The organism is Alkalibacterium sp. 20, from assembly GCF_001885615.1.
GTDB lineage: Bacteria > Bacillota > Bacilli > Lactobacillales > Carnobacteriaceae_A > Alkalibacterium.
In genome coordinates this window covers 1-2,714 of sequence record NZ_LSRN01000079.1, presented here as the reverse complement: position 1 = coordinate 2,714, position 2,714 = coordinate 1, and the positions used below count along the sequence as shown (strand labels likewise).

General features: G+C 34.0%; 1 protein-coding gene. It reads right to left on the bottom strand.

Annotated elements, in window-relative coordinates:
* Window positions 1-158: 158 nt before the first annotated feature.
* Window positions 159-2,039 (bottom strand): nucleoside-diphosphate sugar epimerase/dehydratase, encoded by a 1,881-nt coding sequence (locus tag AX762_RS11290; protein ID WP_083432949.1) that lies wholly within the window; start codon window positions 2,037-2,039, stop codon window positions 159-161.
* Window positions 2,040-2,714: the final 675 nt, after the last annotated feature.

The window sequence follows — 2,714 nt, the reverse complement described above, 5'->3', positions numbered from 1 at the left end:
TATTTGACAATGAATATAGATAAATTACTTTTTTGAAAATTCGGTATATTTTTCACTTACAGATTTTTGATCCAGTGTATTAGACATTCATTTTCAAATTATTTAAATTGTTATTAAGTCTTTCAAAGATTTTAATATTACGCTTTGCAATCTTCAGCTTAAATATTTGCCGTACTTTCCTGTACCATAGAGACAGAAGCTCGAACATCTCTTTTTTGAGATATAGTCTTCACAATAGGTTGTTCATTGGTATACTCCAGCCACTCATCTCTTAATTCCTCTGCAGTAAGCATCTCCCATCTAGCTAAATTTCTATAGATACTTAACAGTGGTTCAGGTTTACTTCTGCCAACGAAAATTTTGTCAAACACTTTTCTCTCAGTAAGTTCGTTCTTAATAAGCAATTCTTCATACAGTTTCTCCCCAGAACGGATACCGGTTTCTATAAGAGGGATCTCTTTTTCAGAATAGCCACTTAATTTAACGATTTTCTTTGCCAGATCCAGAATCTTGACCGGGTCCCCCATGTCTAAAACAAATACTTCCCCCCCTTCAGCGCACATGCCGGCCTGAATAACGAGACGACTAGCTTCAGGAATCGTCATAAAATAACGGGTCATTCGAAAATCAGTAATCGTTACAGGTCCGCCATTTTTTATTTGTTCCTGAAATAACGGGACCACGCTGCCTCTACTTCCTAGGACGTTCCCGAATCTTACTGCTGAAAAGACGGTTTTATCAGGTTCATTTAACCCGGTTACAATCATTTCTGCAATGCGTTTACTTGCTCCCATAACATTGGTAGGATTCACGGCCTTATCGGAAGAAATCATTATAAATGTATCCACGTTATATTTTTTAGAGGCTTCCGCAATATTCTTGGTGCCGTATACATTATTTTTCAAAGCTTCATGCGGATTATATTCCATTAGTGGCACATGTTTGTGAGCAGCGGCATGGAATACAAATTGAGGTTTATATACTCTCATTACTTCTTCCATTCGTAATTTATCCTGGACATCCGCAATAACAGGAACATAGTGGATCAAAGAGTGCTTTTCCCCTCTCATTTCTTTATGAATGTGATAGATAGAATTTTCCCCATGTCCAAGTAATACTATTCTCTCTGGTGAAAATCGAGATAATTGTCGGACAATTTCCGAACCTATCGATCCTCCTGCTCCACTAACGAGTATTGTTTTTCCTTTTGTATTTTCAAAGATCGTCTGTGTATCCAATGTCACCTCTTCTCTTCCAAGTAAATCGGCTACGTTAATATCTCTGTTGGAGATATTTGGCATTTTACCTAGAAGAAAATCTTCAATATATGGCATCTGATTGAATGCAACATTCCCCTTGTTACACGCATCAACAATGTCTTCTACCCTTGAAGGAGAAAGTGAAGGAATCGCAATTGTTACTTGATCAACGTTATGATCATTTACAAGACTTGGAATATCAGCTATGGTGCCTATGACCTTTACCCCGCAAACTAAAAATCCTTGTTTGTTAACATCATCATCAACAATACCAACCAGATTTAGTTTATTAGAATAATTTTTTAAATTTCGAATAAATAAACTTCCACCATTTCCTGCTCCTACTAACAATGTTCTAACAGCCTCTTCTGATTTAGTTGTATTTCTCTTTTTGTAATCATATTCAAAATAAATTCGTATGAATACTCGACTAGCAATGATTCCTATACTCGAAAAAATGAAATGTAAAACAAAATAACGTAGACTTGTTTCTCTGACTGTAATTAGAGAAATAAAAGTAGATAACGAAAAACTAAGAAATATACAATAGCTTAAAGTGATGACTTCCATTATTGTGGTAAAGTGATTCATCTTAGTAAATATCTGTAACCCATATGCGAATAGTAGATACATTAAACTGGTAACCCCTAATGTTGATACAATATGACCGACTGAAAAAGATACATAAGGACTCAAGAAGAACAGTGATAAAAATGCAGCAAACATGAGAATTCCGACATCTAATAATACAACGAACATTATGCGCTTATTTCTACTCATATTAATTCCTACTTTCTTATATACGTCTTTAAATGATTGATTAGCATTTCGAATGAAGTAATCGACGATAAAAGTAAACAGTTATAAAGCATTTAATAAATTTAGTGAATTAGGTTTTAGTCATGGATGCGGATAATGATTTTGACTATTTACTAGTCGTGGATAACGAACTGATGATTTTACCGAAGAATGTATTCGAAAAGTGAAAGAATGTGTCCAGAGGTTAAAATTATAAATATAAAAATAGATCTGATGGCATTTTACTAACTAACAGAAATAATACATTTCATTGAAATTGAATCAAGGGAAATTAGAATGTAAGAGGATATTTCATGGGGATACTTTATCAGTGGTCAAATAAGACAAGTCTCTTGATGCTCAGGAGGAACGTTGGAGAAAAAGCTATTTATTAAGTTAACGAAATTTTGAATTTAGGATAGTATGCGTTTGGTTCGAGGGGGTAAAAGCATTTTAATATAGGAAGTTGAGTTGGAAAGGATGGAAGATTCAAAAAAAGGTGGTCAGCGAAGTAACCATTTTTGAAATGAAATAAAACTTAAGGGCAGATAGGTGCGAATAGTTCTGTTTGTAACACTCTTTTCGAAAAAATATACATCAACGAATACTTTTTATTCTTATAATATTCATATTCTATGCCATAATGCTTTTTTAATC

What these genes read in the sequence shown, in the direction of transcription:
- AX762_RS11290 (WP_083432949.1), bottom strand. Translation starts at nt 2,039, where the DNA reads ATGAGTAGAAATAAGCGCATAATGTTCGTTGTATTATTAGATGTCGGA.